Raw genomic sequence first — 26624 nt, 5'->3', positions numbered from 1 at the left:
CTCCTATATAGGAGTGTGCGATGGGCCTTGCAGAGAAGGTACACCGCCCCGCCTGGTAGAGCGCTCTACAAGAGAAGTGCTTGGGGGCAATTCGTTCGGAGCCTGGCGCTTCGTTGACTTCACCTGCCATGACAGGCAAATGTCACGGCCACAACAAAAGCGACAAGCCGTTCCGCCCGGGGAAGAAGCAGCCTTTCTGGATGCCAGACACGGAAGATGTCATAGCCGAACTCGGCAACGAGCCGCCGCTTATCGCGGATGGCCGCAGCGGCCCGCCCGACCGGCGCGAGGTTTCTGCACGCTGGCTGTCGGGAACATTTCTCACTGGCGTGACCTCGAGCGTGCTGATGGGCGTGGCGCTGTTCGCCGCCCTTGACGGCCGCCAGCAGCTGGCCACCCCACCCGAGATCGCCGAGTTGATCAGCCTTGCCGGCAACGGGGATTCCGGCGAAGTCGCCAAGACCACCAGGCTGGTGGCGCCGCGTCAAATCGCAAAGGCCAAGGACCGCCGTCGCATGGAAGTGTCGATGGTCACCAAGGTCGGCGACCGCGATGTCATCCACACCATGCCTTTCGTGCAGATCAAGATGGCCCTTGCCGCCGGCCACACCACCAGCCGCGCCTACCCACCCTTCGACCCGATGCAGGTGTTCGGCGACGACAGCGACGACAATGCCCAGCCGGCGACGGCCTCTGCCGCTTCCGGCCAGATCTACGGCGCCAAGGTCGAAAGCGAGATGAGCCTGAAGACCGTCGATTTTCCGATCGACACCGCTTCCTTCGACGAAAAGAGCGACCTCTCCGCCGACGAGGTGGAAAAGGTGGTGCGCGAAGCCGGCACCGACCTCAGCGACGGCGCCGTGCAGGTCGCTTCGCTCCACTATGTCGACCCGCAGCGATTCGGCGAAGCTTTTGCCGAGAGCATGGCCGGCTCCTACGACGTCAAGATCGTGCCGGAAAATGTCTCGGTGGCGCCGCGAGCCACCGTTGACGACCAGGCGCCGGCTTTTGCCGAGGAAATCATCCCCTTCACCAAGGATCTCGACGTCACCGAGGCTTTTGCCGATTCGGGCTACACAGGTGAAGATGCCACCGGAATGGCCGAAGCCATCGCCAAGTTGCTCAATGCGACGGCGCTCAAGGCTGGAACCGTACTGCGTGTCGGCCTCGAGGTTCACGGCGATGCCGCCAAGGTCGTGCGCACCAGCGTCTATGACCGGACCCAGCACATCGTCACCATCGCGCTCAACGATCGCGGCCAGTATGTGCCGGCGCAGGAACCGGATCCGAACCCCGAATTGCTGACAGCCTTCGATGATTCGTCGGCGCCGGTCGTGGTGCGCGGCAACCTGCCCAACGTCTATGACGGCATCTACCGCGCTGCCTATTCCTACGGCATGTCCAAGGCGATGACGCAGCGGTTGATCAAGCTGCTGGCGTCCGACGTCGACTTCCAGTCCCGCCTCAGCCCCGCCGACCGCATCGAAGTCCTGTTCTCGCAGCCCGACGGCGACGACCAGACCTCGGACAACTCCGAGCTTCTTTACGTCTCGGCGACGTTCGGCGGCCAGACCCGCAACTTCTACCGCTTCCAGATGCAGGACGGCGGCACCGACTATTTCGATGAGGACGGTTCGAGCGCCGAGCAGTTCCTGTTGCGCAATCCCCTGCCCGCCGGGAAATTCCGCTCCGGTTTCGGCGCCCGCAGGCATCCCATCCTCGGCTATGTCCGCATGCACACCGGCGTCGACTGGGCAGCCCCCATCGGCACGCCGATCATCGCCGCCGGCAACGGCACGGTCGAGAAGGTCGGCTGGGCGGGCGGTTACGGCAAGCAGATCATCATCCGCCACGCCAATGGCTACGAAACGTCCTACAATCACCAGAGCGCCTTTGCCAAAGGCATCGAACCGGGCGTGCACGTCCGCCAGGGCCAGACCATCGGCTTTCTCGGCCAGACCGGCCTCGCCACCGGCCCGCATCTTCACTACGAGCTGATCGTCAACGGCACCAAGGTTGATCCGATGCGTGTCCGCCTGCCGGTCGGCAAGGTGCTGAAGGGCGATGACCTCGTTGCCTTCAAGCGCGAGCGCGAGCGCATCGACGAACTGCTGAAGCAGGAAGACAGCGATTCGCTGAAGGTTGCGAGCGCCAAGATCGACGGTTGACCCGCTTCAGCCTTGCTGATCTTCGGCCTGTCGCGACCATGGCAATCGCTCACCGGGAATGGTCGTCCAGGCGATGACAGCCGCAAACAGGCAAAGCAGCGCGGTCACCGAAGAGACCGCGGCAAAAGCGGCGTCGCTGGCGGCGAGCCTCGCCGCATCGATGGCCGGCCCAAGCCCGGCTGGCGCCGGTTCACCAAATCCTGGGATGCCCGGCGTTGCGCTCGCGTCCAGCGCATTCGCGTAAACCCATGCGGCAAGCGAGCCCATCGCCGCCACCGCGATCAAACCGCCGATGCGTGAGACGGCATTGTTGATGCCGGAGGCCGCCCCCGTGTCCTTGTCTTCCACCGCCGTCATGATCGCGGTCGACAAAGGCGATACGACCAGAGCCATGCCGAGCCCCATCAGCCCCATCAGCGGGAATGTTCCGGTCCAGAAATTATGGATACCGGCGTAGGTGAGCAAGGCCAGCCCGGCAAACGCAAAAGCCACGACCAGGCTGCCGCAGGCGATCGGAAAACGCGGTCCGATCCGGTCCGACAGCTTGCCGACAGGTCCTGACAAAAGCGCGATCGCTGCCGACAAGGGCAGGAAGATGAAGCCGACCTCGGCCGTGCTCAGTCCCCAGCCGGCGATCAGCAGCATCGGAAGATAGAAAAGGTTGGCCGATAGCGCGAAATAGAGGAAGAACGTCGCCACATTGGCGCCAGCGAAAGCACCGACGCGAAACAGGCTGAGGTCGATCATCGGCTCGCGCTGCCGAAGCTCGAAGATGATGAAGACAGCCAGCAATACGACGCCTGCGGCAATGCTCGGCCCTGCCATGAGGCCCTCGCCGCTGGCGCTCATCGAGGTCAGCCCATAGGCAAGCGCGCCGAAGGCCAATGTCGCGAGCGCTGCACCGCCGAGATCCAGGCTGCGTTTCTCCGTCGGCGTATCGGCTGGAACCTTGGCCAGCAGAAGCCAGATCGAAATAAGCCCGAGCGGCAGGTTGATGGCGAAGATCGCCCGCCAGATGCCGTCGCCGAAGGCCGACAGCACGAAGCCGCCGAGCACCGGGCCAAGTGCCGTGGTCAGCGCCGAAGCCGCCGCCCAGATGCCGATAGCGCGGCCGCGTTCTTTCTTCGGGTAGGCCTTGGCGATGATGGCGAGGCTGCCGGGCACCATGATCGCTGCGCCAATGCCCTGGACGGCACGAAATGCGATCAGCACAATGGCATTCGGCGCCAGCGCACAGGCAAGCGAAGCGACGATGAACAGCGCAATGCCGGCCACGAAGGCGCGGCGCAGGCCGAATCGGTCGCCGGCGGCACCCCCGGCCAGGATCAGTGCCGAGAGCGTCAACGCATAGGCATTGGAAATCCACTGCGCCTCGGCCAGGCTGGCGCCGAGATTGACGCGGATCGCCGGTGTGGCGATGGCCAGGATCGAGCCGTCTATGAAGCTAAGCGCCGAGGCCAGAATTGCCGCGATCAGCACAAATCGCCGCTGCGACTGCGGACAGAACGTCCCATTCCTGACCGGGCTGGTCAGCGGGACGGCGGCAGCTTTACTCGGTGAATGCATGAAATCTTGCTTAAACCCCTAGCGCACCGGCAACAACCATCCAGTGGCTTGCTGTCGCTGAAACCAGCCGTTTGGCCAGGGTTGCACCCTGTCAGGGCGCAAATGGCACAGTCATGCCAGCCCCGTTACACGCAGCCGGCGGGGATTTCGGTGAGGCGACCACTTGAAAGCTCGGTTTCATCCCGATCGTGCATCTGGTCTATGCCACCGCACTTCACAGTTCACTGCTGCGCAAGGCTATCGGCTGAAGGTCCGCCGACAAACTCCACAGTGACACCCGGTGAAACCAGCTTGGCCAACTCCCGCGCATCCCAGTTGGTCAGGCGTACGCAGCCATGGCTTTCGGTCTTGCCGATCTTCGACGGATCCGGCGTGCCGTGGATGCCATAGGTCGGCTTGTCCAGGGCGATCCAGACCGAGCCGACGGGACCGTTCGGGCCCGGCGGAATGGTCAGGACCTTGTCGTTCTGGCCCTGCTTGAAATTGATGCTGGGATTGTAGGTGTAGTTCGGATCGAGCGCGACGCGCGACACCGTGTGAATGCCGGACGGTGACGGCGTGTCCGATGAGCCGATGGTTGCGGGATAGGCCGCGACCAGTCTGCCGCCGGCATCATAGGCGAAAACCTCTTTCTTGTCCTTGTCCGCGACGATGCGGGCCACCGGCGTCGAAACCAGTTTTCCGAAATTGGCGACCTTGATGGTCGTGCCGGGACGATTGAAATCGACGTCCGGGTTGAGCGCTTTGAGATAATTCTCGTCCATGTGGAAGCGCTCCGCGAGCGCCTCGGTCACCGACGTGTAACCCATGCGGTCGAGTTGCGCCTTCTGGCTGTAGTCTTCCGGGATCGACGCGACATAGGGACCGGCCGCATCCTCCGCTGTGATCGTGTAGTTGGCGAAGGCATCGCCGCCGGATTGCGCAAGTGCCGCCTGGATGGCGACCGCGTCGGTCGATCGCAGATTGGCGCCGGTGATCTGGTTGTAGGCAGCGAGCGCCTTGTCGACATTCGAACCGAAACGCCCGTCGATGACGCCAGGCGAAGCGCCACCCCGGTCGAGCAGCACCTGAAGGGCGGCGACATCCTGGCGCGCTCCCAGCGAAAGTGCCGGGGCAACAGTGGTCTTGTCGCCAGCCTTTGGTGGCAGAGCCGCCTGATCGGCGGGTATCGCCGGCTGGGCAGGGTCTATCGAGGCCTCGTTCAGCGGCTGGCGCTTGATGGTGCCCGGCTTCGCCGGCTGCGGCGCGTCGGGATAATTGTCGTCGTAGCTGCCATCGTCCTGCGGTGGGGGAGGATAGGCTTCGACGGAATTGTCCCCATAGGGATCGTACTCGTCCGCCGGCGGCGGGATAACGCGGCCTTCCTCTTCCAACTGCTGGCGGCGGAACCGCGCCATGTCTTCCGGATCGTCGAGATAGTAGCGGTCGTCGCCGTCGGGGGCGCGGCCCAATTCGCGCAGTCGTGTCTCACGGCGCAGGGCACGACGGTCGAGCCGGGTCTGCGGCGGCTGGATGGCGATGACCTTGCCGGTATCGGCATCGACGATGACGCGGTTGCCTCTAGCGTCGTAGTAGATGTCGAGATTGCCGTCCTGGGCGATAAGGATGCCCCCGGTATCGGCGGCACGGACAATCGGTGGTGCGCTGTCCTGCGTTGGGGCAGCGATTGCATTGGCAGACAAAAGCCCGCCGGCAAGTACCGAAAGGGTGAAGATCGTACGCAGCATAGTGGCGAAACTCTCCGGTCCGTAATTGCCGCCGCCCGGCATTGTTCTCTGGCGAAGCCCCTCGCCAGCAAACCAGTTACCCACCATATGGTTCCAACATGAACCGGGCATGAAGATGGCGGTTTTCCGGCGCCTCGAGGAATATAGACTAGCTTGCGGCAAGTCCCAATTCCTTGCGCGCCTGCCTGGTCAGTTTCAGGGCTACAAGGCGATGGCTCTCGCGCAAATAGTCCTTCAGCGCGGCATCATCCATGCTCTGGCTTGTCCGACGCTGGATCCATGTCATGCCGCGCGAGGCAAGATAGGGCGCGGGCCGCAGGCCCGGCTGCTCCTTGAGCACGTCATAGGCGATATCGGAGCATTTGAAGGTGACGAAGAGCTGCTGGCCCTGGTCCCAGCCGCCGATCGCGAAGACCTTGGCCCCGATTTTCCAGACATGGGCGCCGCCCCACTGGACGACATGGCTCGTCGCGGGCAGCGAGGCGCAGAAGCTGTTGTAATCGTCCAGTGTCATCCGCGCCCGCTTTTTTGCGCATGTCGCCCAAAAGTGGCCCCGGTTTTGGGAGAACGACATGCATATGACAAAGAACCTAAAAAGCCGCGCGTCCGGGATGGACGCGCGGCTTTGGATCAGGCTGCCACTTCCGCCGCCACAATCGTCGGCTTCGAGCGGAAGTTCAGCCGGTCGGAACCGGCTGTCACCTTGACGGTCGAGCCGTCGAGAATGTCGCCGAGCAGGATCTTCTCCGCCAGCGGATCCTGCAACTCCTTCTGCATCACTCGCTTCAGCGGTCGCGCGCCATAGGCAGGGTCGTAGCCCTTGGCCGCCAGCCAATTGACCGCCTCCTGGTCCAGCGACAGCGTGATCTTGCGATCGACAAGCAGGCTCTCCAGCCGCTTGAGCTGGATCTCGACGATGCGGCCCATATCCTGCCGGCGCAGCCGGTGGAACAGGATCACCTCGTCGACGCGGTTGAGGAACTCCGGCCGGAACGACGCCCTGACGACACCCATCACCTCGTCGCGAACCAGATCGACGTCCTGATCCTCGCCGAGATTGACGAGAGATTCGGCGCCGAGGTTCGACGTCATGATGATCAGCGTGTTGCGGAAGTCGACCGTGCGGCCCTGGCCATCGGTCAGGCGGCCATCGTCGAGCACCTGCAACAGCACGTTGAACACATCGGGATGCGCCTTCTCGATCTCGTCGAACAGCACGACCTGATAAGGCCGGCGCCGCACCGCTTCGGTCAGCGCGCCGCCTTCCTCATAGCCGACATAGCCGGGAGGTGCGCCGATCAGCCGGGCGACCGAGTGCTTTTCCATGAACTCCGACATGTCGATGCGCACCATCGCGCTGTCGTCGTCGAACAGGAAGCTCGCCAGCGCCTTGGTCAACTCGGTCTTGCCGACACCCGTCGGCCCGAGGAACATGAACGAGCCGATCGGCCGGTTCGGATCCTGCAAGCCCGCGCGGGCGCGCCGCACAGCCTTCGAGACAGCTTGCACCGCCTCGCCCTGGCCGACGACGCGCTTGCCGATCTCGTCCTCCATGCGCAGCAGCTTGTCGCGCTCGCCCTGCAGCATCTTGTCGACCGGAATGCCGGTCCAGCGCGAGACGATATGGGCGACGTGGTCGGGGGTGACCACCTCTTCGACCATGCCGACCTTGCCGTCCTGGGCCTCGGCCTCCTTCAGCTTCTTTTCCAGCTCCGGGATCTTGCCATAGGCAAGCTCGCCGGCGCGCTGGAATTCACCCTTGCGCTGGGCAATGGCAAGGTCGTTGCGCGCCTCGTCGAGCTGCTTCTTCAGATCGGCGGCAAGCCCGAGCTTCTGCTTCTCGGCCTGCCATTTGGCGGTGATCTCGGTCGATTCCTCCTCAAGGCCGACGAGTTCCTTTTCCAGGCGGGCGAGCCTGTCCTTCGAAGCATCGTCCGTCTCGACTTTCAGCGCCTCGCGCTCGATCTTGAGCTGCATGATGCGGCGATCGATCTCGTCCAGCGCCTCGGGCTTGGAATCGACCTGCATGCGCAGCCGCGATGCGGCTTCGTCGACCAGGTCGATCGCCTTGTCCGGCAGGAAGCGATCGGCGATGTAGCGGTTGGACAGCGTCGCCGCCGCCACCAGCGCCGAATCCGAAATGCGCACCTTGTGGTGCTGCTCGTATTTTTCCTTCAGGCCGCGCAGGATCGAAACGGTGTCCTCCACCGTCGGCTCGTCGACGAACACCGGCTGGAAGCGGCGGGCAAGCGCTGCATCCTTCTCGACATGCTTGCGATACTCATCGAGCGTGGTGGCGCCGACGCAGTGCAGCTCGCCGCGCGCCAAAGCCGGCTTCAACAGGTTCGACGCATCCATGGCGCCATCCGCCTTGCCGGCGCCGACCAGCGTGTGCATCTCGTCGATGAACAGGATGATGTTGCCGTTGGCCGAGGTGACTTCGGAGAGCACGGCCTTCAGCCGCTCCTCAAACTCGCCGCGATATTTGGCGCCGGCAATCAGCGCGCCCATGTCGAGCGCCATCAGTTGCTTGTCCTTCAGCGATTCCGGTACGTCGCCATTGACGATGCGCAGCGCCAGGCCCTCGGCGATCGCCGTCTTGCCGACGCCCGGCTCGCCGATCAGCACCGGATTGTTCTTGGTGCGGCGCGACAGCACCTGGATGGTGCGGCGGATCTCGTCGTCACGGCCGATCACGGGGTCCAGCTTGCCGGCACGGGCATCCGCGGTCAGGTCGCGCGCGTATTTCTTCAGCGCGTCGTAGCCCTGTTCGGCACTCGCCGAATCGGCGGTGCGGCCCTTGCGGACATCGTTGATGACCTGGTTGAGCGCCTGCGCGGTGACGCCGGCCTTGGCCAGTATGTCGGCGGTCTTGGCCGATTTCTCCATGGCGAGCGCCTGCAAGAGCCGCTCCACCGTGACAAAGCTGTCGCCGGCTTTCTTGGCCAGTTCCTCGGCGGTCGAAAACACTTTTGCCAGCGGCTGGGCCAAATAGAGCTGGCCATTGCCGCCCTCGACCTTGGGCATCGCTTCGAGCGCCGTCTCGACGCCAAGCTTGACGTCGCGGACGTTGCCGCCGGCGCGTTCGATCAGCGACGCCGCCAGGCCCTCATCGTCGTCGACGAGCACTTTCAGGATATGTTCAGGGGTGAATTGCTGGTGGTTGCGGGAAAGTGCCATAGTCTGCGCGGACTGGATAAAGCCGCGCACACGCTCTGAGTATTTCTCGAGGTTCATATCTGTCTCCTTCCATCACCGGCCCGCTTTGCGGCACCGGATCCGATTGCGGTGACGGACCCGCCCATTCGAGCCGGGTCCAGTTGAGGCTGATATGGTGCACAGGTCCCGAACCCTCAAGACGTCTCGATATCGGCAACTTCATAATATTGCACCGCCGCCCAAACGAAAACGGCGGAGATTTCTCTCCGCCGTTCAATGCCTTGAAATGCCGTTCGATCAGCTGTCGGTATCGACGTTGACCGGTTGGGCGTTGCCGCTGTCGACCGGGGCCGCAGCCGCCTCGCCGGCATCGGCCACGGAATTGGCATTGTCACTACCGCCATCAACCTGATCGGCGTTGACGCGCGGGCGGCGCGGACGACGCGGACGACGGGCAGCCCCGCTTTCGGCGGCCGCCTCGTTGAGTTCGGCCTGGGCGGCAAGACCTGCTGGGGAAAGATTCTCGAACGACGGAGCCGGTTCGGCCGGCGCTACAGATTCGGTCGGCGAAACGGCTTCGCCCTGAACCGGGGTCTCGTTGCCCTGAGGCTGACCACCTTGTTCCACGGGTGAACCAAAGTCGCGCTGGCCGTTCTGGCCATAACCGCCATTGGGGCGACGATCGCGATGGCGCCCGCCATTGTTGTCGCGGCCACCATTGTTGCGCCCGCCATTGTTATCACGGGCCTCGCGGCCACCTTCCCGGTTGAGCGCAACCTCGGCAGGCGTCCCTTCGATGACCGGCTGCGGGCCGGCGCCATGGTTGATCACCGGGATCTGGACGTCGGAAACAGTGTTGCTGTTGTTGTTGCCGCCATTGTCGAAATCGTCGCGATCCTCGTCGCCGTCATCGTCGAAATCGTCGCGATTCTGCTGCGCGTTCTGGATCGGCATCTGCGCCTGTGCGGCCGCGATGATGCGATTGTAGTGCTCGGCGTGCTGGAGATAGTTCTCCGCCATGACCCGGTCGCCGGAGCTGTGAGAATCGCGGGCAAGGGTGGCGTATTTTTCGGCGATCTGCTGAGCCGAACCGCGGATCTTCACATCCGGGCCATTACTCTCGTAGTTGCGCGTCAGGGGATTAGGCCCCTTGCGGTTGTTGTTGTTATTGTTGTTGTTGTTGTTACCACCGCCGCCGCCACTATTGTTGCGACCGCGCATGCGCCTGTTCTGCTGTTGTGGCCTCATCAAACTCTCTTCATTTTGAAATTTTCGAAAAACTCTTCACGAACGGAGGCGCTCATGCAGCCAGCCGTTTCGTCTCTTCACCGGCGTTCGCCCGCATCGATTGCGTTGGCGCCACGTGCCATCCTGTTCCGGTTACATCACTTGCCGGACGATTCCCGCACGAAGCTTGGGCATCGTTTGCGCAAGAAGGCAGCTATTTCCAAGGAAAACCGAATCGCTAAGAGCACTGCCTGCTTCGTCTCATCCGGTTAAGGCGACCCTAGCCGCATTCCCCGGCATTGCCAAGCGCTTTTTTGCACTGCGTCAAGGCTTTATCCTTTCAAAGACAACAACCCTGTCGTTTCCACCGAGGTCACGAAAAGCACCGCCCGACACGTAGCCGGCTGCAGCGAATATCTCGCAGACCTCGTTGCGTTGCGTATGGCCGATCTCGACCGCAATCCTGCCTTCAGTTTCCAAAAACCTTGCCGCTTCCGCTGCGATGGTTCTGTAGGGGTTCAGACCGTCCGCACCGCCATCCAGGGCCAGGCGCGGGTCGAAATTGCGGACTTCGTCCTGCAGATTTCCAATGTCTTCCGTGGTTATATAGGGAGGGTTTGCGACAATTACATGGTACCGGCCGGAAACTTTTTCGAACCAGTCCGACTGCAGCGCCGTGAACCGGCCTGCAAGACCCAGTTGCCCAGCATTGCGCGCCGCCGTCGCCAGCGCACCCGCGGACAGATCGACGCCCGTGGCGTTAGCCGTCGGCACGACACTGAGCAGCGCCAGCGCAATGGCGCCGGTGCCGGTGCCAAGATCGAGGATGCGGCACTCGCCTTCCCGCGCCGCAACTGCCTTGACGAAGGGCAATATCGCCCCGACCAGCGTTTCGGTATCCGGCCGCGGCTCCAGCGTTTCCGGCGACAGCGACAGGCGCAAACCGTAGAATTCACGATAGCCGAGGATGCGATGCACCGGTTCGCCGCCAGCGCGGCGTCTCAAGGCGGCATCGATTTCGGCAACAACGCCGGCGCCGAGCCTGCGTTCGGGGTCCGCAATGGCTTGCGTGCGCGTGGTGCCGGAAAAATGCTCGACGATCAGCCTCGCATCGAGCGCCGGATCATCGATAGCGGCAGCGGCAAGCCGAGCCCGCGCTTCCCGCAGCAGCGGCCCGAGTGCATCGGGCAGGTCAGTCATCGATGCCGATGTCGGCGAGCAATTTCGACTGGTGATCGGCGATCAGCGCGTTGATGATCTCATCGAGTTCGCCCATCATTACCCGGTCGAGCTTGTACAGCGTCAAATTGATGCGGTGGTCGGTGACGCGGCCTTGCGGGAAATTATAGGTGCGGATGCGTTCCGAGCGGTCACCGGAACCGACCTGCGACTTGCGCGATTCGGAACGCTCCTCGTCAGCCTTGCCGCGCTCCAGATCATAGAGCCGGGCCCGCAGGATCTGCATGGCCTTGGCGCGGTTCTGATGCTGCGATTTCTCCGCCTGCACGACCATGATGCCGGTCGGCAGATGGGTGATGCGGACGGCCGAATCGGTGGTGTTGACGTGCTGGCCGCCCGAACCCGAGGCGCGCATCGTGTCGATGCGGATGTCTTCGGCCCTGATGTCGATGTCGACCTCTTCGGCTTCTGGCAGCACCGCGACGGTTGCCGCCGAGGTGTGGATGCGCCCGCTCGCCTCGGTTGCCGGCACGCGCTGCACCCGGTGCACGCCGGATTCGAACTTCAGATGCGCAAAGACGCCCTTGCCGGACACGGTGGCGATGATTTCCTTGTAGCCGCCGGCATCGCCATCGCTGGCCGAGGCGGTCTCGAAACGCCAGCCGCGTTCGGCGGCGTAGCGCTCATACATGCGAAACAGGTCACCGGCGAACAGCGCGGCCTCGTCACCGCCGGTGCCGGCGCGGATTTCGAGAATGGCGTTCTTGTCGTCGGCGGCATCCCTGGGCAACAGCAGGATCTGGATGTCCTTCTGCAGCGCCTCGATACGGTCCTCGACCTCCGGCAGCTCGGCCTCGGCGAGCGCCCGCATCTCGGCATCGGTGCCCTTGTCGGCAAGCATGGCTTCGAGGTCGGCCTGCTCATGCTCGGCCAGGCGCAGCGCCCTGACCTTGGCCACCATGTCTTGGATTTCCGCATATTCAGACGCCATCCGCACATAGGCATCCGGCGCCGGGCCGGCCGACATCTGCGCTTCGAGCATCTCGAAACGCTTGACGACTTGATCCATACGATCGCGGGGCAAATTGACCATGATGAAGCTGCTATAACGGGATCGAACGGTCGTCGGCAAAGGCCTGCAGCAGCGCCCGCATCGGCAAGCCCTGTGCCGGAGCCATCAGATTGTCGTCGAAAAACGCCTTCAACTCGTCCAGCGGCAGTTCCGTCAGCATCGCCTTGACCGGACCGATCGAGGCCGGCGACATCGAGATCGAACGGAAGCCGAGACCGATCAGCGCCATCGCCGAGATCGGCTTGCCTGCGAGTTCGCCGCACAGCGTCACCGGCGTATGGTTGCGGACGCCGGCATCGGCGATCTGCTTGAGCACGCGCAGGAACGGCGCCGACAGCGTGTCGAAGCGGTTGGCCAGTTGCGTGTTGCCGCGGTCAACGGCCATGACGAACTGGAACAGGTCGTTCGAACCGACCGAGACGAAATCGACCGCCTTCATCAATTCATCGAGCTGGAACAGGAGCGACGGCACTTCCAACATGGCGCCCAACTTCAGGCTGGTCGGCAAATGATGGGCAAAGCGCGACAAGTGCCGCACCTCGCGGTCGATGATCTCGCGTGCCTGGGCGATCTCGCCCAACTCGGTCACCATCGGCAGCATCAGCTTCAATTCGCGGCCGCCGCTGGCCTTGAGCAAAGCGCGTATCTGGGTGCGCAACAACCCTGGCCGGTCAAGCGTCAGGCGGATCGCCCGCCAGCCAAGCGCCGGGTTCTCTTCCTGGATCGCGCCCTTGAAATAGGGCAGCACCTTGTCGCCGCCAATATCGATGGTGCGGAAGGTGACCGGCTTGCCGCGCGCCGCCTCGAGCACGTCGCGGTAGAGCTTTTCCTGGGCTTCGGCCCGGGGAAATGTCGAGGCGACCATGAACTGAAGTTCGGTGCGGAACAGGCCGATGCCGGCCGCACCCGCTTCGGCAAGCTGCGGCAGGTCGACGGCAAGACCGGCATTCATCAGCAAATCGACCTGGACCCCATCCCTGGTCGTCGACGGCTTCTTGCGCAGCTCGCGGTAGACCTCTTGCCGGCGCGCCCTGAAACGCACCTTTTCGGCGTAGGCGGCCTCGAGATCTGGCTGCGGCCGCAAATGGATCACGCCCTCTTCGCCGTCGACGATGATGGCATCGCCGTTTTCCGCCATGGAAACGGCGCCCTTCATTTGGCCGGCGACGGGGATGCCCATGGCACGCGCGACGATGACGACGTGACTGGTCGCGGCACCATCCTCGAGCACCAGCCCGCGCATCTTGTCGCGGGGATAATCGAGCAGCTCGGCGGCCCCCATCGAACGGGCGACGATGATGGCATCCTTCGGCAGCGATGCGGCGACATCTTCCGGCCCGCGCCCCATCAGCTGGCGCAGCAGGCGGTTGGCGAGGTCGTCGAAATCGCTCATCCGCTCGCGCAGATAGGGATCGGTCATGTGCAGCATGCGGGCGCGCATGTCGCTCTGCACCTTTTCCACCGCCGCTTCGGCCGTCAGGCCGTTGCGGATGGCCTCTTCCAGCCGCCGCACCCAGCCGCGATCGTTGGCGAACATGCGATAGGCTTCCAGCACCTGGCGATGCTCGCCTTCGAAGGCGACGTCGCGGCGTTCCAGCATGTCGTCGATGGACAGCCTGAGCGAGCTGAGTGAGGTCTCGAGCCGGCGGACCTCTTCCTCGCTGTCTTCGTTGAACAGATTGGTGACGACGATGCGCGGCTCGTGCAGCACCACATGGCCAAGCCCGACGCCCTCATTGAAGGACAGGCCGGTGAAGCTGACAGGACGGCGCAGATCGAGTTCGAGGCCGGGCCGGGTCAGCCGCGCCAGATCGCCGGTGGCGATCATCTCGGCGATCACCATCGCCGTGGTTTCCAGCGCCTCGACTTCGTCGTCGCGGTAGTGGCGCATGGTCTTGTTTTGCACCACCAGCACGCCCAGCGTGCGCCCTGCCCGCAGCACCGGCACGCCGAGGAACGAGTTGTAGATCTCTTCCCCCGTCTCCGGCAGATAGGCGAAGGCAGGGTGTTCCTGCGCATTGGACAGGTTGAGCGGCCGCGCGCTGGCGGCGATCGTGCCGACCAGGCCTTGGCCCAGCCGCAACTGCGCCAGGTGGACGGCGTTCGGGTTCAGACCTTCGGTGGCATAGAGTTCGAGCACTGAATCGGCGCGCAGCACATAGAGCGAGCAGACTTCCGCGACCATGTTGGAGGCGATGTCGCGCACAATCCGGTCAAGCCGCTCCTGCGGCTCCAGCGGCTCCTGCATGAGCTCGCGGAGCCGTTTGAGCAAAACGCGCGGGCCACTGGCCTGATCACGCATCGCGGCTTGTTCTCCAATGGGCATTCTGCCCGCCGCAGTTTCCACCGCGACCGGCGCACACGCAACAACTCAAATCGTTCTCGCTACTGCTTATCCAGACCGTAGACGGAATGCAAAGTACGAACCGCAAGTTCCGTATACGGACCGTCGATCAGGATCGAAATCTTGATCTCGGAGGTCGTGATGGCGCGGATGTTGATCGATTTGTCGGCCAGCGCCTTGAAAGCGGTGGCGGCGACGCCGGCATGGCTCCTCATGCCGATGCCGATGACCGAAACCTTCGACATGCCGGCCTCCGACTGCACGACGTCGTAGCCGATCTCGGCTTTCAGCCGTTCAAGCACGGCCAGCGCCTTGTCGACATCGCCCGACGGCACGGTGAAGGTCATGTCGGTGAACTTGCCGTCCTCGGAAATGTTCTGGACGATCATGTCGACATTGATGTTGGCCTCGGCCAGCGGCCCGAAGATGCCGGCGGCAACGCCCGGCCGGTCGCCGACCCGGCGCAGCGAAATCTGCGCCTCGTCCTTGGCGTAGGCAATTCCGGTGACGACCTGCTGTTCCACGATCTCTTCCTCGTCGCAAATGAGCGTTCCGGGCGGATTGAGCAAATCCCCCATTCCGGGCGCGTCGGGATCGTCGAAGGACGACCGCACGAAGGTACGCACCCTGTGCACCATGGCAAGCTCGACCGAACGCACCTGCAGAACCTTGGCGCCGAGCGAAGCCATTTCAAGCATTTCCTCGAACGATATCTTGGCCAGCCGCCGCGCCTTGGGCTCGATGCGCGGATCGGTGGTGTAGACCCCGTCGACGTCGGTGTAGATGTCGCAGCGGTCGGCCTTGACCGCCGCGGCGATGGCGACAGCACTGGTGTCGGAGCCGCCGCGGCCGAGCGTGGCGATGCGATTGTCCGGGCCGATGCCCTGGAACCCGGCGATCACCGCCACCTGGCCCTCGCCGAAGCGCTTGATCAGGAACGCGCCGTCGATGTCGAGGATGCGCGCCGCGCCATGCGCATTGTCGGTCTTGATCGGGATCTGCCAGCCCTGCCAGGAGCGGGCATGCACGCCCATATTCTGCAAGGTGATGGCTAGAAGGCCGGCCGTGACCTGCTCGCCGGAAGCGACGACCGCATCATATTCGCGTGCGTCGTGCATCGGCGAGGCCTCACGCGTCCAGCCGACCAGTTCATTGGTTTTCCCGGCCATCGCCGAAACGACCACCGCCACCTCATGGCCGGCGTCGACCTCGCGTTTGACGTGACGCGCCACGTTGCGGATGCGGGCGATGTCGGCGACCGAGGTTCCGCCGAATTTCATCACGATGCGCGCCATGGGAGCGAAATGCCTTTGCCTGAAGCCGGACCCGGCCAAAACCCGGAATCCCGAAAAGCGGAAGGCCGGCTGACGCCGGCCGCTGAATGCGCGGCCTCCTTAGCCAAATGATGAAGGTTTCGCAAGGCTGGCGGCCGATTGCGGCTCCGGAAGCCGGCATATTGCCTTCCGCCCCGCCGCCGCCTACGAAATGCTGCCTGCGGGGAATTCTTTTGGTTCGGCATAACAGATGATGATTGCTCGTCTTCGACGCGCCATGCGATGGCAATCGCTCCCGCTTGTCGCCGGCTTTGCCGTGCTGGCGCTGATTGTCGGCAGCCGTGCCATGCTGGTCGAGGAACAGCGGGCCAACCGCGCCGCCGCGCGCGAGGCAATCGAATATCAGCAATTGCTTTCGGGACTGCTTTCGCTGGCGCAAGATGCAGAGAGCGGCCAACGCGGCTATCTGCTGACCGGCGAGAAATCCTATCTCGATCCCTATCAGCGCGCTGTCGGCGCCATTCCGGGGCAACTTGCCCGCATCGACAGCTTGACTGCCCCTGACGACCAGCTCGTCCAGCAGATCAGCCATATGAAGGACGCGCTTTCGCAAAAGCAGGCTGAACTGGCCGAGACGATTGCCCTGTACGACCAGGGCAATGCGACGAATGCGCTGGATCTGGTTCGCAGCGGCCAGGGCAAGGCCGTCATGGAGGAAATCCGGACCAGCATGGATACGGTCCGACGCATCAGCGCCGCAGCCGTCGCCGCGCGCGATGCGCATACCGACCAGGTCGAGGCCTGGTTACGCATCGGTTCGGTGGCGGCGCTGCTGGCGATCTTCCTGCTTGCCGGCTACGCGATCAGGGAATCGCGCCGCCGCTTCCGTGAGGTTGCCGTTGCCCAGGATGAGTTGGTGCGCAAGAACGTCGCCCTCGGCAAGGAGATCGAGACACGCGAAAAGGCCGAATCCCAGATCCGCCAGATGCACAAGATGGAGGCTGTCGGCCAGCTTACAGGCGGCATCGCCCACGACTTCAACAACATGCTGGCGGTGATCATCAGCGCCATGAACCTCGCCCAGCGCAAGCTGGCGCGCGGCGAGCACGACATCGCACAATTCGTCGATGCGGCGATCGATGCCGCGACCCGTGCCGCCAATCTGACGGCCCGGCTGCTCGCCTTCTCGCGCCAGCAGCCGCTGGCGCCGCAGATCGTCGACGCCAACCGTCTGCTGACCGGCATGTCCGACCTGATCCGTCGGGCACTCGGCGAAACCATCCGCATCGAAACGGTGCTGGCGGGAGGCTTGTGGAAAACCCATGCCGACCCGAGCCAGATCGAGAACGCCGTTCTCAACCTGGCCGTCAACGCGCGCGACGCCATGGGCGATGATGGCAAGCTGACCATCGAGACCGCCAACAGCCATCTCGATGAGAGCTACGCCGCCGCCCATGCCGAAGTCGCGGCCGGCCAGTATGTGATGATCGCCGTCAGCGACACCGGTTCGGGCATGACCCCCGATGTCATCGCCAAGGCCTTTGAACCCTTCTTCACCACCAAGCCGGTCAACAAGGGCACCGGCCTGGGATTGAGCCAGGTGTTCGGCTTCGTCAAACAGTCGGGCGGCCACGTCAATATCTATTCCGAACCCGGCGAAGGCACGACGATCAAGATCTACTTGCCGCGGTATTTCGGCGCCGATGAGCCGGCCGTGCCCACCGGGCGAGGCGACAACCCCGCCGCACCGGTCACCGAAACGATCCTTGTCGTCGAGGATGATGCCCGCGTGAGGGTCTCCACCACCGAGGCCATACGCGAACTCGGATACACCGTCATTCATGCCGCGAGCGGCGAGGAAGCGTTGCAGAAACTGGCGGAGCGCCCGAACGTCGGCCTTCTGTTCACCGACATCGTCATGCCCGTCATGAACGGCCGCAAGCTGGCGGAAGAGGCCGTTGCCCGCATGCCGCTGCTGAAGGTGATCTTCACCACCGGCTTCACCAGGAACGCGGTGGTCCACAACGGCGTGCTCGACCACGACGTGCATTTCCTCGCCAAGCCCTTCACCATCGAGCAACTGGCGGCGAAACTGCGTGACGTGCTCGGCACGACGCAGGGCGCAGCGGATTGACCACAATCGCTTCAGTCTGACGCAACCGCGCTTCTCCACAGGCCAGGATAGTCGACAACGAAGCCGTGCGGCGAGATGTTGAGGGTCTCGTCATAGCCGAATACCGGCGCGGCATAGGCGTAGCGAACCGTGTCGAGACGCTGATAGGTCTGATCGAGGCGCACCAGGCTCAGTTCAGGGAAAGTCAGGTAGGCGGCCGGAGCAGGCGTCGCCTCGCCGATGCCGAGGTCATACCGGCGGATCGCCAGCAGGTTCGATGCCGGTGTGAAGCCAAGATCGACATCGACAAGGCCGTCGACGCCCTGCTGGACTTCGCCATTCAGCGTCCACTGGCCGTCCGAATCGCGTTCGATCGCATAATGCAGCTTGCGGGTGCCGAGAAAGCCGTCGATCCGCGCTGAACGCGTGCGCCAGCCGACATCGCAGATCACCTCATAGCCAAGGCAGCACGGCTTGCCGTCCTGGATGAAGATGGCCTGTCCCTCGAGACTGTGCCCGACATTGGTCTGTGACAACAGGCAGGCGTCGTGACCCTCCACGTCGAGGCGGTGCCAAAGGATCGAAGCCGTTTCCTGTTTCATCATGGTTTCCTCCAATTCAAATCCTGTCTCCTTTTCGCCCGGCGGATCAATTGTGTTTCGATGCAGGCGCGTGACAGGTGACATGCCCTGACAGAGCCTGTTGCCTGGCAGGCCGAGGAAAATGCTGCCTTGACATTCGCGGCCTCACGCCCGACTTCCTAGCGCATGACCCCGAAATCGAAGTCGATTTCGGAAAGGATCATACGCAGAATTTAAAGTGCTACAGCGTCCTTTGCGCGTCCAAGAGGACGCGCGGCGCTGTAGTGTCGAGGAGACCAACCGATGCCAGAGCCCCGACGATCGACGATCGATGCCGGAGAAGTGGAACGCTTTTCCGCCCTTGCCGCCGAATGGTGGAACCCGAACGGCAAATTCCGTCCCCTGCACAAATTCAATCCGGTCCGGCTGGCCTATATCCGCGACCAGATAGCGACGCGCTTCGGCCGTGACCCGCGCGCTGCAAGGCCTTTCGAGGGCCTGCGCATCCTCGACATCGGCTGCGGCGGCGGACTTCTGTGCGAGCCGATGGCGCGGCTTGGCGCCGAGGTTGTGGGCGCAGATGCCTCCGAAACCAACATCGAAGTGGCCAAGCTGCACGCCGCCGAGGGCAATGTCAGCGTCGACTATCGCGCCACGACGGCCGAGGACCTTGCCGACGCCGGCGAGAAATTCGACGTCATCCTCAACATGGAAGTGGTCGAGCATGTCGCCGACATCGACCTGTTCGTCGCCAAATGCGGCGAGATGGTGCGGCCCGGCGGCATCATGTTCGTGGCCACCATCAACCGCACGCTGAAGGCGCTGGGCTTAGCCATCATCGGGGCCGAATATGTGCTGCGCTGGCTGCCGCGCGGCACCCACCAGTTCGGCAAGCTGGTGCGCCCGGAAGAGCTCGAAAAGGCGCTTGGCGGCGCCGGCCTGACCATCATCGACCGCACCGGCGTCACCTACAACCCGCTGGCCGACCGCTGGGCGCGGTCGAAGGACATGGACGTCAACTACATGGTCCTGGCGGAAAAAGGCTCGGTCTGAAGGCTGATCTGGAGATTTGTCGGACCGTGGACAGTGTGAGAGCCCGACAATTGGCGCTTGAGCTTCCCGAAGCGGCCGAGAAATCGCATTTCGGCAAGGCCGACTTCCGGGTACGCAATCGCATCTTCATGTCGCTGCCCGAAAACGATCGCGCCGTCATAAAGCTCGACATCGGCCAGCAAGAGATGACGACTGCAGCCGAACCGCTGGTTTTCAAGCCAGTGCCTGGTGGATGGGGACGAAAGGGCTGGACGTCGATCATTCTTGACGCATGCGATGAAAGACATTTCGCAGCGCAATACGGATGTCATGGCGAAATGTTGCCCCGCCGGCTCTCAGGAAAATCTTTGACGCGAGCCAGGCCTAACGGATCGGCAAGGCGGTTCCGGCTGCAGGAACTCGACCCTTCTGGCTTTGTGCCGTGGTGGTGATGAAAACGCCGGCGGTGATGATGACCGCACCCGCCCAGGTCAGCAGTTGATAGTGCTCGCCGAGGAAGATCGTGCCGGCAAACAGGCCGACGGCCGCCGCCACATAACCGATCTGGCTGAGATAGACCGGACCGCCGACCGCCTGCAACCGGAAGAAGAAGGCGAACATCGCCGACGCCGACGCGACCTGCGCGACCACCACCAGCGGCACGCCGCCGAGTGGCACGAAAGCCTCGCCGCCGAACAGGAGAAGAATGCCGGCAAGCAGCATCGCCGCTGACGCCAGATGGCTGCCGACGGCAAGCTCGATCGGGCCTGTGCCGTCCGGCCAGTCGACCGTGCGGTAGATGTTGCCGACGGCAAGGCTGACCGGAATGAGCAACCCCATCGCCACCCAGAACAAATCGGCCGGCTGGCCGGCCTCGCCGCGCGTCACCGCGACCATGACAGCGCCGACGAAGCCGACGGCGATGCCGACAATGCCCAGCATGTTGGGGCGCCGGACACGCAACAGGATCGAGAACACCAGTGTGATGACAGGCGACAGGGTGAACATGATGCCGGTGTAGCCGGCGCCCAGATGCGGGATGGCCGAGAACATCAGGAGGTTGGGGACAGCATAGGACACCGCGGCGGTGACGAAGAAATAGCGCAGTTTGTGCGCGGTGAGCCGGACCCGCTTGCCGCGAGCCAAGAGCACGCACAGCAAGACCCCGCCGGCGCCGAGCGAGATGACGAAGGCCCAGACCATGGCCAGCACGCCGGCAGCCGTGGCGAGCTTGCCGAAGGGCAGCGTCAGGCCGAGCAGGCCGCCAGTGACGACCAGCAGGCCGAGCGCCGAATCCCAGAGAAGTTTCATTGACCGAATCCTGTAGCGCGGCTCTTGGCCGGCATTGTACGTTACGATAAGATAATGGAAAGATTCTTAACGTCAAGATATATGATGGTGAGACAATTGGACAGGGCAGCAAGAGCGATCGAGCAATGGAAGCGGGAGCGACCCGATCTGGACGTCTCGCCGATGGCCGTGCTCGGACGGCTGAACGAGGCCGCCTCGCTGATCGCCCGCGAACGGCTCGCGCCGCTGTTTGCCCGTTATGAATTGCAGTCCGGGGAATTCGATGTGCTGGCAACGCTGCGCCGCTCGGGCTTACCTTACGCGCTGACGCCGACCGCTCTCTATGAGGCGACGATGGTGACGTCGGGCGCCATGACCAACAGGCTCGACCGGCTCGAGACGTCCGGATTGATCCTGCGCGGGCCTCATCCCAACGATAGGCGCGGCATTGTCGTGCGGCTGACCGAAAAAGGCCTGGCGCTGATCGACGAGGCCGTTACCGCCCACGTGGCCAACGAACACGCGGTGCTTTCGGGCTTCACGCAGGCGGAACGCGAAACGCTCTCTCGGCTGCTTGAGAAATTGATCGGCAGCGTCAGCTAGCCGGTCAATTGCGATCGTCCGGAAACACCGGGATCGGCATGAACTCGACGCCGTCCTCGGCCAGGCTCTTGGCCTCGTCCAGCGTCGCCTCGCCATAGATGCCGCGCGGGTCGCTCTCGCCGAAATGGATCTTTCGCGCTTCCTCGGCGAACTTGTCGCCGACATAGTCGGCATTCTCGCGCACCTTCTCGGCCATCGCCTTCAGCTGCGCCAGGGCCTGCTTCTGCGCCTCGCCCATGGCGAGCGCTACGGTTTCCTGCTTGCGCGCCGTGGAGACAGCCGGCGCCATCAGCGCTTTCTGCACCTTGTGCGAACCGCAGGTGGGGCAATCGACAAAGCCGCGCTTCTTCTGGGTGTCGAAATCGTCGTTGCTGCGGAACCAGCCTTCGAATTCGTGCTCGTGCTCGCAGATCAGAGCAAAACGGATCAAGAGGCTGCACCCCTGAGCCGCGGCGCCTCGCCCAAGCCGGCATTGACGGCGAAATCCCGCGCATTTCTGAGATTGGGGATCTTCTTGCGTGCCGCAAGCGACTGCGCCGGGTCGATTTCGGCGACGATCACCGCCGGCTCGTCATGCGCGGCTTCCGCGATGATACGGCCCCACGGATCGACGATCAGCGAATGACCGTAGGTCTCGCGGCCATCCTCATGCAGCCCACCTTGCGCGGCGGCGACGACATAGGCGCCGTTCTCGATGGCGCGGGCCCTGAGCAGCACGTGCCAGTGCGCCTCGCCGGTCTGGCGGGTGAAGGCGGCGGGTACGGAAAGCAGGTCGGCGCCGGCCAGTGCCTCGGCACGGAAGAGCTGCGGAAAGCGCAGATCGTAGCAAACGGCGAAGCCGAGCTTTGTACCCTCGATCTCGGTGACGACGGCCTCGGTGCCCGGTTCGTAGGCGGCGGATTCGCGCCAGCTCTCGCCATTGTCGAGATCGACGTCGAACATGTGGATCTTGTCGTAGGTGGCGAGCGTGGCGCCGTCCGGCCCGAACAGCAGCGCCCGGTTGGCGAGCTTGCCGTCGGCGCGCAAAATCGCGGTCGAGCCGATATGCAGGAACATGCCGAGCTCCCTGGCCAGCCTGCGCGCGGTCGCGACGACGATGTCCCTGTCCTCCGACATGAACGATGCGGCGCGCGCTTCCTTGTCGCGGATCAGCGCGCCGGTCATTTCCGGCGTCTGGATGTAGGTGGCACCTAGGCTGGCTGCTTCACGCACCAGCCGTTCGAGATCGACGGCGTTGCGCTCGGGGCTCTCGCCTGAACGCATCTGGATCGCAGCGGCTTTGAAAACACCCATCGTCATTCCCTCAATTCGTCGCGCCGTCAGCGAGCAGTTTGTCGAGCCGGCCTTCGGCCTCCAACTCGTGGAGATCGTCACAGCCGCCGACATGCGTATCGCCGATGAAAATCTGCGGAAAGGTCGTGCGGCCATGCGCCCGGGAGATCATCTCCTGGCGCAGTTCCGGCGAGAAGGAGGCATCGTGCTCGGTAAAGGCTATGCCCTTGCGCTCGAGCAGCCGCTTGGCTGCCGTGCAATAGCCGCACATCATGCGGGTGTAGATCGTGACATCGGCCATGACGAATTTCCGCTGTTCGTTGCCGACTTATATAGTCGCGGACTCGTCCGCCCGGAAGTCCCCCGGCAACACACGCGCAAAGGTCAGCACGTCGACGGCGGCCGCACCTCCCCTTTTCAGCGCCTTGGTGGCGGAACGCACCGTGGCGCCGGTGGTGTAGACATCATCGATCAAAAGCACCCTGCGGCCGGCGATCTCGATTTCCGCCTCGGCGGGTACCCGAAAGGCGGCCCGCACATTTTCCTCGCGCTCCCCGCGCTCCAGCCCGACCTGCTGGCGGGTGAGTTTCACGCGCCGCACCGCCGAGGGGGCGAAGGGCAATTCGCTGAGTACCGAGACCGCCCTCGCCAACTCCGCCGATTGGTTGAAGCGCCGCCTGAAAAAGCGCCGCCAGTGCAGCGGCACCGGCACCACCACGTCCGCGTCGGCGATGAGATCGGCACCGGCGCGAACCATCCAGCGCGCCATCCATGGTGCCAGATCCGTGCGATCCTGGTATTTCAGCCCCTGCACCATCTGTCGGGCAACGCCGGAATAGGCGACCGCCGCCCGCGCCCGCTCGAAAGGCGGCGGATCGGCAATCGCCTCGGCCGACAGAAAGCCTTCGCCCATATGGTGGGTGAACGGCGTGCCCATGACCGCGCACCATGGCCGCTCCAGCAGCCTAAGCTTCGGCCAGCAGGCGCCGCACAGCACGCCCGGCTGCGAGACATGCCGGCGGCAACCGGCGCAGACCGGCGGAAACAGCATCCGCGCCGGCCAGCTGACAACCGACCGGGCCAGGTTCGTGATTCCGATGGACTTGATCTTGGGCATCGGATCGGCCACGTGGTTGCTCCTGCACGCCACTATATCAACGATCTCGGAGCGTGGACAAACAAAGGATCTGCCCGTTGCAGCCGATAATGGATACCTCTCTGTGGCTGGCGCACAAGCGGCGCGCCCTTGCCCATCCGGTCGACGGCGCGGACTTCCTCATGCGCCGCACGGCCGAGGACCTTGCCGACCGGCTGGGCGCCGTCGAGCGCAGGTTCGGCAAGGCGGCTGTGCTGTTTTGCCAGACGCCGGCGGCGGCCGAAACGCTCGCCGAAAGCAGCAAGGTCGCCGACATTGTCCGCGTCGAGGCGGACACGGCCTTCCTGAGCGGTGGCGGCGCCGGCTTGATCGCACCGCTCGAAACCGTGCCGTTCGAACCCGAAAGCCTCGATCTGGCGGTGTCGCTTCTGTCGCTGCAGGCCATGAACGACATCCCCGGCATGCTGATCCAGATCCGGCGTGCGTTGCGGCCGGATGGGCTTTTCCTCGGCGCCTTTGCCGGCGCCGGTACGCTTTTCGAGCTGCGCGAAAGCCTGCTTTCGGCCGAGACCGAGCTTTACGGCGGCGCCAGCCCCCGTGTCGTCCCGTTCACCGACGTGCGCGACGCCGGTGCGCTGCTGCAGCGCGCCGGTCTCGCTCTGCCGGTCGCCGACGTCGAGACGGTGACCGTGCGCTATGCCAGCCTGTTCAACCTGATGGCGGATCTGCGGGCCATGGGCGAAACCAATGCGCTCACCGATCGCAGCCGGCGGCCGGGCTCGCGCAAGCTGTTTGCCCGCGCGGCGGAAATCTACGCCGAGCGGTTTTCCGACCCCGATGGCCGTGTCAGGGCAAGTTTCTCGATTGTCTGGATGTCCGGCTGGGCGCCCGACGCATCGCAGCAAAAACCGCTGAAGCCAGGGTCGGCCAAGGTCTCGCTGAAAACAATCCTGGAGGCGCCCGACGGGCAATGATCCTGCCCGCAGGCGCGGAAAAGTTGGATCAGGGAGTGGGTGCGAAAGCGTTCGCAAGCTTGCTGTTGTTGTCGCTGAACAGCCAGACGATCCCGTCACGGACCTCACCGATACCGCCGATGATGGCCAGCGACAGCACGGCGATGATCACGCCATATTCGACGGCCGTGGCGCCGGTCTCGTCGTTCAAAAAACCCAGCAGGACTGCTTTCATGGCCTCAACCCCTCTGTCCGGGACCCTACAGCCGACCTGTTAAGAAAGGTTAACGGCAAAGGCTTAACAGGCGATGAAACCGCCGCCTTTCCGAAATCTCTTAACCATGTCAGCAGTCGCCGCTGCTCCTGCCATTGGACCTGATGATGCAGACCGAGCTCGGCTGCGGCTGCAGCACGCTGCGGCGCAGCGTGTAGGTTTCGCGATGGCCGATCGAGCCTGTCGCCGCCATGTCAAGCCCGCCGAAACCATCACGGGCCGACAGCGAGCGTGTCTGGCTGTCGAGGAAAGGGGTTACAATCAGCGCCAGCGCCACCGCGGCCGAACCGAACAGCAGCGTGATGCGCAATATGCCCATGCCCGCATCGGCGGCGCGAAAGCCGCGCTCGGGCCGGATCGAATCCCAATCCCTGTCTAGGTTCATGCTATCGCTCCCCGGCAAATCGACGGCTCGGCCGCGAACGGCCATGCTTCAATTTTTCACGACGATATAAATCTTCCATTAACGCTGGCTGATACACGCCTCGGCCAGGAACCGACCGGACGCGAGCCTCAGAGAAGATCGATGAGGAACGGGATCAGCGGCGCGTCGGCCGGCGGCATCGGATAGTCGCGCATCTGCTTCGGCCGCACCCATTTCAGCGCCTGCCCTTCCCTGGGATGGGCTATGCCGCGAAAGCGGCGGCAGATGAACAGCGGCATCAGCAGGTGGAAATCGTCGTAGGAATGACTGGCGAAGGTGAGCGGCGCCAGGCACGGAATGTCGGTTTCGATGCCGATTTCCTCATGCAGTTCGCGAATGATGCATTGTTCGGGCGTCTCGCCGGGCTCGACCTTGCCGCCGGGAAATTCCCACAACCCGGCAAGTTGCTTGCCCTGAGGCCGCTGCGCCAGAAGCACCCGGCCGTCGGCATCGACAAGCGCGCAGGCGGCGACCAGGAGCAGGCGCTTGCCGGCGGTCACGACATCATTCATGACCCGGCGGCCGGCGGTAGTGGTAGCGATAGACTTCCTCGAAGCCGAGCGAATGGTAGAGCGCCAGCGCCGGCACATTGTTGGCCTCGACCTGCAGCCAGGCTTCCCGCGCGCCCCGCAGCCGCGCCCATTTGAGCGCCGACAGGATCAGGTTGCGGCCATGGCCCCTGTTGCGCGCCAATCTGTCGGTGGCGACCTCGAACAGGCCGGCGAGATCGCCGTCATGGACGCAGATAAGCGTCGCCAGCGCCTCGGCTCCATCTTCGAGCGCGAACAGCCCGGCTTCGGGCTGGATGGCGCCGATGATCTCCGACAGGCCGGGCCGCAGCGAAACATCCGAACCGCTGACCTTGAGCAACGCGCCGATGAAGCGGCTGATGTCCTTGAGCGGAATCTGGTCCATGGCGGCGTCGAGCTGCGCGCCGGCCAGCGGCAGCCGCATGACCAGCGACTCGTCGAACCGGCTCCAGCCCTCGCGGTCGAGATGGCTGGCGAGATCTGGACCCGACAGCGGCGACATGCGGAACGTCAGCGGCCTTCCATAGGCATCGAAACGGCGGCTGGCCCGGCCGATACGGTCGGCCATGTGCATGATATCGCCGGGATCGAGCGGATTGACCGAGTTCAGCCGCTTGGCAGGATGGCCGGCGGTCAGCCGCACCACCCAGGTGCCGTCATAGTGGACGGCGGCTGCCGGCCAGGCGCGAAAGCCGGCCGCCTCGTAGCGGCGTACGATCGCGAGCATGCTTGCCGGATGC

The 26624-nt window shown here is 63.9% G+C and carries 24 protein-coding genes and 1 pseudogene; 6 read left to right on the top strand and 19 right to left on the bottom strand.

What is annotated here, in order from left to right:
* Positions 1–200: 200 nt before the first annotated feature.
* Entirely contained in the window at positions 201–2168 is a 1968-nt protein-coding gene (locus tag NKI66_RS24225; RefSeq protein WP_023811173.1) for a M23 family metallopeptidase, read from the top strand.
* 6 nt (positions 2169–2174) lie between these two features.
* Here NKI66_RS24225 and NKI66_RS24220 read toward each other — a convergent pair whose 3' ends face one another.
* The 9 genes from NKI66_RS24220 to NKI66_RS24180 all read right to left on the bottom strand — a co-directional run bounded on the left by NKI66_RS24220 (position 2175) and on the right by NKI66_RS24180 (position 15737).
* Positions 2175–3734, bottom strand: a complete 1560-nt coding sequence (locus NKI66_RS24220) for an MFS transporter (protein WP_352753266.1) — start codon at positions 3732–3734, stop codon at positions 2175–2177.
* A gap of 221 nt (positions 3735–3955) precedes the next feature.
* Positions 3956–5461 (bottom strand): L,D-transpeptidase family protein, encoded by a 1506-nt coding sequence (locus NKI66_RS24215; protein WP_128304574.1) that lies wholly within the window; start codon positions 5459–5461, stop codon positions 3956–3958.
* Positions 5462–5609: 148 nt separating this feature from the next.
* Positions 5610–5975, bottom strand: coding sequence for an MmcQ/YjbR family DNA-binding protein (locus tag NKI66_RS24210; RefSeq protein WP_128304548.1), 366 nt, complete (start codon positions 5973–5975; stop codon positions 5610–5612).
* A gap of 116 nt (positions 5976–6091) precedes the next feature.
* Positions 6092–8698, bottom strand: coding sequence for an ATP-dependent chaperone ClpB (gene clpB / locus NKI66_RS24205; protein ID WP_352753263.1), 2607 nt, complete (start codon positions 8696–8698; stop codon positions 6092–6094).
* A gap of 219 nt (positions 8699–8917) precedes the next feature.
* On the bottom strand, positions 8918–9868 hold the full coding sequence (locus NKI66_RS24200) for a DUF4167 domain-containing protein (RefSeq protein ID WP_352723280.1): 951 nt from the start codon (positions 9866–9868) through the stop codon (positions 8918–8920).
* 303 nt (positions 9869–10171) lie between these two features.
* A complete protein-coding gene (gene prmC / locus NKI66_RS24195) occupies positions 10172–11047 on the bottom strand; it encodes a peptide chain release factor N(5)-glutamine methyltransferase (RefSeq protein WP_352753261.1) in 876 nt (291 codons plus the stop codon).
* Positions 11040–12119 carry a peptide chain release factor 1 gene (prfA, locus tag NKI66_RS24190; RefSeq protein WP_352675599.1) on the bottom strand — a complete coding sequence of 360 codons (1080 nt, stop codon included), beginning with the start codon at positions 12117–12119 and terminating at the stop codon, positions 11040–11042. The genes prmC and prfA overlap by 8 nt, the downstream gene beginning before the upstream one ends.
* A 10-nt stretch (positions 12120–12129) precedes the next feature.
* Positions 12130–14400 carry a phosphoenolpyruvate--protein phosphotransferase gene (gene ptsP / locus NKI66_RS24185; protein WP_013529460.1) on the bottom strand — a complete coding sequence of 757 codons (2271 nt, stop codon included), beginning with the start codon at positions 14398–14400 and terminating at the stop codon, positions 12130–12132.
* 83 nt (positions 14401–14483) lie between these two features.
* Complete coding sequence (locus NKI66_RS24180) at positions 14484–15737, bottom strand: aspartate kinase (protein ID WP_023811164.1); 1254 nt, start codon at positions 15735–15737, stop codon at positions 14484–14486.
* Between the two features lie 256 nt (positions 15738–15993).
* Here NKI66_RS24180 and NKI66_RS24175 point away from each other — a divergent pair, with 256 nt between their 5' ends.
* The gene (locus tag NKI66_RS24175) at positions 15994–17850 is read left to right on the top strand and encodes a CHASE3 domain-containing protein (RefSeq protein WP_352753259.1); all 1857 of its coding nucleotides are present in this window, start codon (positions 15994–15996) and stop codon (positions 17848–17850) included.
* A gap of 11 nt (positions 17851–17861) precedes the next feature.
* On the opposite strand, the gene NKI66_RS24170 is transcribed toward NKI66_RS24175, so the two are convergent.
* On the bottom strand, positions 17862–18434 hold the full coding sequence (locus NKI66_RS24170; protein ID WP_352753257.1) for a putative glycolipid-binding domain-containing protein: 573 nt from the start codon (positions 18432–18434) through the stop codon (positions 17862–17864).
* A 279-nt stretch (positions 18435–18713) separates the two neighbouring features.
* On the opposite strand from NKI66_RS24170, the gene ubiG reads away from it, so the two are divergent.
* Positions 18714–19463, top strand: coding sequence for a bifunctional 2-polyprenyl-6-hydroxyphenol methylase/3-demethylubiquinol 3-O-methyltransferase UbiG (ubiG, locus tag NKI66_RS24165; protein WP_023811162.1), 750 nt, complete (start codon positions 18714–18716; stop codon positions 19461–19463).
* Positions 19464–19489: 26 nt separating this feature from the next.
* A pseudogene (locus NKI66_RS24160) lies at positions 19490–19830 on the top strand (MmcQ/YjbR family DNA-binding protein).
* Here NKI66_RS24160 and NKI66_RS24155 read toward each other — a convergent pair.
* Positions 19827–20753: a DMT family transporter gene (locus NKI66_RS24155; protein WP_352753255.1), complete on the bottom strand. Its 927-nt coding sequence runs from the start codon at positions 20751–20753 to the stop codon at positions 19827–19829. The pseudogene NKI66_RS24160 and the gene NKI66_RS24155 overlap by 4 nt on opposite strands.
* Positions 20754–20849: 96 nt before the next feature.
* On the opposite strand from NKI66_RS24155, the gene NKI66_RS24150 reads away from it, so the two are divergent.
* Positions 20850–21335 carry a MarR family winged helix-turn-helix transcriptional regulator gene (locus NKI66_RS24150; RefSeq protein ID WP_352753268.1) on the top strand — a complete coding sequence of 162 codons (486 nt, stop codon included), beginning with the start codon at positions 20850–20852 and terminating at the stop codon, positions 21333–21335.
* Between the two features lie 4 nt (positions 21336–21339).
* Here NKI66_RS24150 and NKI66_RS24145 read toward each other — a convergent pair whose 3' ends face one another.
* Genes NKI66_RS24145 through NKI66_RS24130 form a run of 4 tightly spaced genes read right to left on the bottom strand, consistent with a single transcriptional unit; the run spans position 21340 to position 23736 of the window.
* Complete coding sequence (locus tag NKI66_RS24145) at positions 21340–21765, bottom strand: DUF1178 family protein (RefSeq protein ID WP_352753253.1); 426 nt, start codon at positions 21763–21765, stop codon at positions 21340–21342.
* Positions 21762–22628 (bottom strand): carbon-nitrogen hydrolase family protein, encoded by an 867-nt coding sequence (locus NKI66_RS24140; protein WP_352753251.1) that lies wholly within the window; start codon positions 22626–22628, stop codon positions 21762–21764. The genes NKI66_RS24145 and NKI66_RS24140 overlap by 4 nt, the downstream gene beginning before the upstream one ends.
* 10 nt (positions 22629–22638) lie before the next feature.
* Positions 22639–22908 (bottom strand): glutaredoxin 3, encoded by a 270-nt coding sequence (grxC, locus tag NKI66_RS24135; protein ID WP_352554396.1) that lies wholly within the window; start codon positions 22906–22908, stop codon positions 22639–22641.
* Positions 22909–22935: 27 nt separating this feature from the next.
* Positions 22936–23736 (bottom strand): ComF family protein, encoded by an 801-nt coding sequence (locus tag NKI66_RS24130; RefSeq protein WP_352753249.1) that lies wholly within the window; start codon positions 23734–23736, stop codon positions 22936–22938.
* Positions 23737–23801: 65 nt separating this feature from the next.
* Between NKI66_RS24130 and NKI66_RS24125 the strand changes: the two genes are divergently transcribed.
* Positions 23802–24677 (top strand): class I SAM-dependent methyltransferase, encoded by an 876-nt coding sequence (locus NKI66_RS24125; RefSeq protein WP_352753247.1) that lies wholly within the window; start codon positions 23802–23804, stop codon positions 24675–24677.
* A 28-nt stretch (positions 24678–24705) separates the two neighbouring features.
* Here NKI66_RS24125 and NKI66_RS24120 read toward each other — a convergent pair whose 3' ends face one another.
* The 4 genes from NKI66_RS24120 to NKI66_RS24105 form a co-directional block, all read right to left on the bottom strand.
* Positions 24706–24891: a Flp family type IVb pilin gene (locus tag NKI66_RS24120; protein WP_352441702.1), complete on the bottom strand. Its 186-nt coding sequence runs from the start codon at positions 24889–24891 to the stop codon at positions 24706–24708.
* 109 nt (positions 24892–25000) lie between these two features.
* Positions 25001–25315 (bottom strand): hypothetical protein, encoded by a 315-nt coding sequence (locus tag NKI66_RS24115; protein ID WP_352753245.1) that lies wholly within the window; start codon positions 25313–25315, stop codon positions 25001–25003.
* Between the two features lie 128 nt (positions 25316–25443).
* On the bottom strand, positions 25444–25866 hold the full coding sequence (locus tag NKI66_RS24110) for a (deoxy)nucleoside triphosphate pyrophosphohydrolase (protein WP_292455459.1): 423 nt from the start codon (positions 25864–25866) through the stop codon (positions 25444–25446).
* Positions 25859–26611, bottom strand: a complete 753-nt coding sequence (locus NKI66_RS24105; protein WP_352753242.1) for a GNAT family N-acetyltransferase — start codon at positions 26609–26611, stop codon at positions 25859–25861. Before NKI66_RS24105 ends, NKI66_RS24110 begins: the two co-directional genes overlap by 8 nt.
* Positions 26612–26624 lie beyond the last annotated feature (13 nt).

The organism is Mesorhizobium sp. M0518, from assembly GCF_040321125.1.
In the GTDB taxonomy this organism is placed as follows: Bacteria; Pseudomonadota; Alphaproteobacteria; order Rhizobiales; family Rhizobiaceae; genus Mesorhizobium.
Note: the sequence above shows the minus strand (reverse complement) of the source record. Positions and strands in the feature narration are given on the sequence as shown.

Coding starts and splice junctions, on each gene's coding strand:
- prfA (WP_352675599.1), bottom strand. CDS start 12,119: ATGGTCAATTTGCCCCGCGATCGTATGGATCAAGTCGTCAAGCGTTTC.
- NKI66_RS24200 (WP_352723280.1), bottom strand. CDS start 9,868: ATGAGGCCACAACAGCAGAACAGGCGCATGCGCGGTCGCAACAATAGT.
- NKI66_RS24175 (WP_352753259.1), top strand. CDS start 15,994: ATGCGATGGCAATCGCTCCCGCTTGTCGCCGGCTTTGCCGTGCTGGCG.
- NKI66_RS24225 (WP_023811173.1), top strand. CDS start 201: ATGCCAGACACGGAAGATGTCATAGCCGAACTCGGCAACGAGCCGCCG.
- grxC (WP_352554396.1), bottom strand. CDS start 22,908: ATGGCCGATGTCACGATCTACACCCGCATGATGTGCGGCTATTGCACG.
- NKI66_RS24220 (WP_352753266.1), bottom strand. CDS start 3,734: ATGCATTCACCGAGTAAAGCTGCCGCCGTCCCGCTGACCAGCCCGGTC.
- NKI66_RS24180 (WP_023811164.1), bottom strand. CDS start 15,737: ATGGCGCGCATCGTGATGAAATTCGGCGGAACCTCGGTCGCCGACATC.
- ubiG (WP_023811162.1), top strand. CDS start 18,714: ATGCCAGAGCCCCGACGATCGACGATCGATGCCGGAGAAGTGGAACGC.
- NKI66_RS24215 (WP_128304574.1), bottom strand. CDS start 5,461: ATGCTGCGTACGATCTTCACCCTTTCGGTACTTGCCGGCGGGCTTTTG.
- NKI66_RS24170 (WP_352753257.1), bottom strand. CDS start 18,434: ATGATGAAACAGGAAACGGCTTCGATCCTTTGGCACCGCCTCGACGTG.
- NKI66_RS24120 (WP_352441702.1), bottom strand. CDS start 24,891: ATGAAAGCAGTCCTGCTGGGTTTTTTGAACGACGAGACCGGCGCCACG.
- NKI66_RS24110 (WP_292455459.1), bottom strand. CDS start 25,866: ATGAATGATGTCGTGACCGCCGGCAAGCGCCTGCTCCTGGTCGCCGCC.
- ptsP (WP_013529460.1), bottom strand. CDS start 14,400: ATGCGTGATCAGGCCAGTGGCCCGCGCGTTTTGCTCAAACGGCTCCGC.
- NKI66_RS24140 (WP_352753251.1), bottom strand. CDS start 22,628: ATGGGTGTTTTCAAAGCCGCTGCGATCCAGATGCGTTCAGGCGAGAGC.
- clpB (WP_352753263.1), bottom strand. CDS start 8,698: ATGAACCTCGAGAAATACTCAGAGCGTGTGCGCGGCTTTATCCAGTCC.
- NKI66_RS24115 (WP_352753245.1), bottom strand. CDS start 25,315: ATGAACCTAGACAGGGATTGGGATTCGATCCGGCCCGAGCGCGGCTTT.
- prmC (WP_352753261.1), bottom strand. CDS start 11,047: ATGACTGACCTGCCCGATGCACTCGGGCCGCTGCTGCGGGAAGCGCGG.
- NKI66_RS24210 (WP_128304548.1), bottom strand. CDS start 5,975: ATGACACTGGACGATTACAACAGCTTCTGCGCCTCGCTGCCCGCGACG.
- NKI66_RS24105 (WP_352753242.1), bottom strand. CDS start 26,611: ATGCTCGCGATCGTACGCCGCTACGAGGCGGCCGGCTTTCGCGCCTGG.
- NKI66_RS24155 (WP_352753255.1), bottom strand. CDS start 20,753: ATGAAACTTCTCTGGGATTCGGCGCTCGGCCTGCTGGTCGTCACTGGC.